Annotated in this window: 5 protein-coding genes and 1 pseudogene; 2 read left to right on the top strand and 4 right to left on the bottom strand. The window is 74.2% G+C overall.

Annotated elements, in window-relative coordinates; genetic code table 11:
- Both N4P33_RS33375 and N4P33_RS33370 read right to left on the bottom strand, forming a co-directional pair.
- The coding region (locus N4P33_RS33375; RefSeq protein WP_260830676.1) for a phage holin family protein at positions 1–641 on the bottom strand (641 nt) is incomplete at its 3' end.
- Positions 642–757: 116 nt separating this feature from the next.
- Positions 758–1,159 carry a hypothetical protein gene (locus N4P33_RS33370; protein ID WP_260830675.1) on the bottom strand — a complete coding sequence of 134 codons (402 nt, stop codon included), beginning with the start codon at positions 1,157–1,159 and terminating at the stop codon, positions 758–760.
- Positions 1,160–1,241: 82 nt separating this feature from the next.
- On the opposite strand from N4P33_RS33370, the gene N4P33_RS33365 reads away from it, so the two are divergent.
- Both N4P33_RS33365 and N4P33_RS33360 read left to right on the top strand, forming a co-directional pair.
- Positions 1,242–2,015: an MBL fold metallo-hydrolase gene (locus N4P33_RS33365; RefSeq protein ID WP_260830674.1), complete on the top strand. Its 774-nt coding sequence runs from the start codon at positions 1,242–1,244 to the stop codon at positions 2,013–2,015.
- The gene (locus N4P33_RS33360) at positions 2,012–2,638 is read left to right on the top strand and encodes a DedA family protein (protein WP_399030591.1); all 627 of its coding nucleotides are present in this window, start codon (positions 2,012–2,014) and stop codon (positions 2,636–2,638) included. Before N4P33_RS33365 ends, N4P33_RS33360 begins: the two co-directional genes overlap by 4 nt.
- A gap of 101 nt (positions 2,639–2,739) precedes the next feature.
- Here the strand turns inward: N4P33_RS33360 and N4P33_RS33355 are convergent, their stop codons facing one another.
- Together N4P33_RS33355 and N4P33_RS33350 are read right to left on the bottom strand one after the other, a co-directional pair.
- Complete coding sequence (locus N4P33_RS33355) at positions 2,740–3,828, bottom strand: MBL fold metallo-hydrolase (RefSeq protein ID WP_260830673.1); 1,089 nt, start codon at positions 3,826–3,828, stop codon at positions 2,740–2,742.
- Positions 3,825–4,204: pseudogene (locus tag N4P33_RS33350) on the bottom strand (pyridoxal phosphate-dependent aminotransferase); the annotation flags it as partial. The gene N4P33_RS33355 and the pseudogene N4P33_RS33350, both read right to left, overlap by 4 nt.

Genomic DNA, 4,204 nt, shown 5'->3' with positions numbered 1-4,204 from the left:
GGGCCGGTGGCTGAGCCAGGGCGGGTTCCCGTGCCCGCGCCGGGGCCCGTGCCCGTGCCGAGCCAGCGGGCGACGGTGGGCATCAGGCCCTTGCCGACGGCGTCCAGCAGCACGTCGTGGCCGACGCCGTCGAGTTGCAGGAAGACGGTGCCGGGCGTGGCCGGGCAGGGCGGGGTGGAGCGGCGTCTTCGGTCGGCGAGCCGGTACAGGCGGCGCCGGTAGGCGTCGTCGTCGCGGACGGCGAGGGCGGCGCCGGTGGCGGAGGCGACCGCCGACATCACGGCGGCGACCACGACGGCGGTCTCCGGTGCGGCATCGCCGCGTTCGGCGGGGTTGACGCGCAGCGCCAGCCACAGCAGGGCACCGTTGAGGAAGAACACCAGCAGCCCGAGGACCAGCGCCGGCACGAGCAGCAGCAGGCGCACCAGCAGCGGCCACACCAGCGCGGACAGCAGACCGAAGGCGCCCGCGCCGAGCGCGGCGGTGACCGCGATGTCGGTGGCGCTGTCGCCGTCCGCCGAGCGCAGCCGGAAGTCGGGCAGGATCCCGGCGAGCAGCAGCATGGTGAGCGTGGAGACCGCCCACACGGCGATGCTCCGCCCGATCTGACTGGCGATCCGCCGCCACCGCCCGCCACCCACGCCCGCACACCTCACGTCCCGGCCCGCCGTCCCTGCGGGCACCACCCCACTCACCTTGTCACAACGGCCGGACGTGCCGGTTCGTCCCCGACCGGCCCTCCCCCGTGCGCGGCCGGTCAGCGGCCGTCGTAGCCCGCCGTCGGCAGGGACAGCCGCCGGTGCACGCAGGCCTTCATCGCGGCGTCGTACGACGGCTCGGCACGGCCCACGGTCTCCACGCGCACCCCACGCCGGGCGCACTCCGCGGTGAACTCCTCGACGGAGGACAGGGCGCTCTCCAGCACCCGGCGGCTCGGGGCGACGAACAGATCGGCGCCGGGGCGCACGCCCTCCCACAGGGCGCCGTGGTCGGGACGCAGCCCCCGGACGAGGAGTTCCCGCGTCACCACGTAGCCGTGCTCCGCGGCCCAGCGGGCGCACATGGCGTGCTGGCTGCGGGAGTCCACGAGGAAGGGATCGGCGTCCAGTTGCTCCAGCGGCGTCAGACTCGCGATCGCCGTCACCCGCACCGGCCCCATGGCGCCCCCTCACCTCCGGTTTTCGCCGCCGACCCTACTCCTGCCCGTAGGCTTCGGGGAGTCGCGTGAAGGAGGCGAAGAGGTGCCGGTGGAGATCACCTGGTGGGGTCACGCCACGTGCACGGTGGAGGATTCGCACACGCGCGTGCTCACCGATCCCCTGTTCGCCCGCCGGCTGGCCCATCTGCGGCGCCGGCGCGGTGCGCTGCCCCCGCCGGACGCCCGCTACGCGGACGTGGCGCTGGTCTCCCATCTGCACGCCGACCATCTGCATCTGGCCTCCCTGGCCCGGCTCGCCCCGGGCACGCGCCTGCTCGTGCCCCGGGGCGCACCCCGTGCCGTGCCGGGACTGCGCCGGCTCACGCATCTGCGGGTCAGCGAGGTGGCGCCGGGCGACGTCACGGAGGTCGGGCACGTGGTCGTACGGGCCGTGCCCGCGCGGCACGACGGGCGGCGGCTGCCGCTCGGACCGCACCGCTCCCCCGCCCTCGGCTACGTGGTCGAGGGCGAGGCACGCACGTACTTCGCCGGTGACACGGGCCTGTTCGACACGATGGCCAAGGAGGTCGGGCCGGTCGACGTGGCGCTGCTGCCGGTGGGCGGCTGGGGGCCGTATCTCGGCGACGGGCACCTGGACGCGCGGCGCGCGGCCGAGGCGCTGGCGCTGCTGGGGGCGCCCAGCGCGGTGCCGGTGCACTACGGCACGTACTGGCCGATCGGCATGGACGCCGTGCGCCCGCACGAGTTCCACGCGCCGGGCGACGAGTTCGTACGCCTCGCGGCCGAGCACGCGCCCGCCGCCGCGGTGCACCGGCTCGGGCACGGCGAGAGTGTGCGCCTGGAGGTCGCCCGGTGATCCTGCCCGCCGTGCTGGCGGTCACGCCGGCGACCGTGGCACCGGAGTCCACGCAGCAGGCGATCGGGTATCCGTCGCTGTTCCTGCTGGTGCTGATCGGGGCGCTGGTGCCGGTCGTGCCGACGGGGGCGCTGGTGAGTTCGGCGGCCGTGGTGGCGGTCCATCAGGCGGCACCGTTCTCGATGGCGCTGGTGTTCGTGACGGCGTCCCTGGCCGCGTTCCTCGGGGACGTGGCGCTGTACTGGCTGGGCCGGCGCGGCATGCGGTCGAAGAACGGCTCGCGCTGGCTGGAGGCGATCCGGGCGCGCGCCCCGGAGGACCGGCTGGCGCAGGCCCAGGCGAAGCTGGCGGATCACGGGGTGGCGGTCCTGGTCCTGTCCCGCCTGATGCCGGCGGGCCGCCTCCCCGTGATGCTGGCCTGCCTCCTCGCCAAGTGGCCGCTACGCCGCTTCATCCACGGCAACCTCCCGGCCTGCCTCGCCTGGACGGCGACGTACCAACTGATCGGCGTCCTGGGCGGCTCCCTCTTCGCGGAACCGTGGGAGGGCGTAGCGGCAGCGGTAGCCCTGACCTTGCTGATCAGCGCGGCCCCGAGCGCATGGCGCCGCTTGAAACCCCGCTGACACGAACGCGCCCCAAAGGGGCGCGGGGAACTGCGCGACCAGCCACGACGGTGCCGCGCAGAACCGACCACCCCCGGCACCCACACGCGAATCCCCCGCACTCACTCCAGCACGCGCGATCCCCCCACCGGCAGATCCCAAAGATGCTCACGGGGCAATCCAGCCGCAGCCCAAGCCTCCCGGACCCGCACGACAGGCTCCAACACCGGCTCCGCAGACAAAATGAACGTGCCCCAATGCATAGGCGCCATATGCCGCGCCCCCAGATCCAGAAAGGCCCGCACCGCCTCCTCCGGATCACAGTGCACGTCCCTGAGCCACCACCGGGGGTCGTACGCACCAATGGGCAGCAACGTCAGATCGATACCGGGATAACGCCGCCCGATACGAGAGAACCAGTGCCCATACCCCGTGTCACCGGCGAAGTGCACCCGCCGCCCGTCCGGCGCGGTCATCACCCAGCCACCCCACAGTGACCGGCAGGTGTCGGTGAGACTCCGCTTGGACCAGTGATGCGCCGGCACGAAATCGAACCGCACACCCTCCAGTTCGGCCGCCTCCCACCAGTCCAGCTCGGTGACCCGCGTGAAGCGACGGCGATGGAACCACCGGGCCAGCCCGGCCGGCACGAACACGGGCGTGTGCCGCGGCAGCCGCCGCAGCGTAGGGGCGTCCAGGTGGTCGTAGTGGTTGTGACTGATGACGACCGCGTCGACACGGGGCAGCGCCTCCCAGTCCACCCCGACCGGCGTGATGCGGGCCGGGGTGCCGAGGATCCGCCGGGACCACACCGGGTCGGTGAGGACGGTCAGCCCCCCGATCCGCAGCACCCAGCTGGCGTGTCCCGCCCAGGTGACCGCGAGGCCCCGGGCGTCGACACGCGGCAGCGGCCCGGGCGCGTACGGCAGCCGGTGGATGTCCGCGAGCCCCTCGGGCCCCGGCCGCACAGCCCCCTCGCGGGCGAAGCGGGCGAACGCCTTGAGGCCGGGCAGCGGGGCGGTGAGCCGGTCGTGGAAGGTGCGCGGCCACACGCGCCGCTCGGCGAGCGGACGGGGTTCGGCGAGCGGCGGGTACGGGGGCGCGGCGGACGACGGTGACAGGGCGGACTCCGCCCGGGGTGAGAGGGAGGCAGGGTCGTCGGCTTCCGGCGTGGTCGTCGTGGTCGTGGCCGACTCGGACTGCTGCGTCATCGAGGAGGCTCCCATCGCTGAGCGTCGTCACGAAAGCTGGTCGAACACCGACTGCAGGTGGTTCAACGCGCGTTGCACCTGTGGCAGTTCCAACGGCGCGGGTGAGCGCAGACATTCTTCGCGGCGCTCGGCCGTGTCGCCCAGCAGGGGGGCGGTGGACAGCCGCACGCGCGGGGCCTCGAGATCGTCGCCGAAGCGGTGGCCGCCCGGCGCGGGCATGCCCAGCAGGCCGGTGAGGAGGTCCTCGAGCTCCTGGGCGTCGCCGACGCCCCGCGCGGAGAGCGCGGGGGCCAGCGGGGCGAGGTCGACATACAGGTGCCGGCCGCACTGCGGGGGCCGGGCGAGTGCTCCGGCGGCGACGATCGCCGCGTGCGCG

Origin of the sequence: Streptomyces sp. 15-116A (genome assembly GCF_025290915.1) — a bacterium.
Classification (GTDB): Bacteria; Actinomycetota; Actinomycetes; order Streptomycetales; family Streptomycetaceae; genus Streptomyces.
Note: the sequence above shows the minus strand (reverse complement) of the source record. Positions and strands in the feature narration are given on the sequence as shown.

Excerpts from the sequence above, each read along its gene's own strand:
- N4P33_RS33370 (WP_260830675.1), bottom strand. The coding sequence starts at position 1,159 with ATGGGGCCGGTGCGGGTGACGGCGATCGCGAGTCTGACGCCGCTGGAG.
- N4P33_RS33355 (WP_260830673.1), bottom strand. The coding sequence starts at position 3,828 with ATGACGCAGCAGTCCGAGTCGGCCACGACCACGACGACCACGCCGGAA.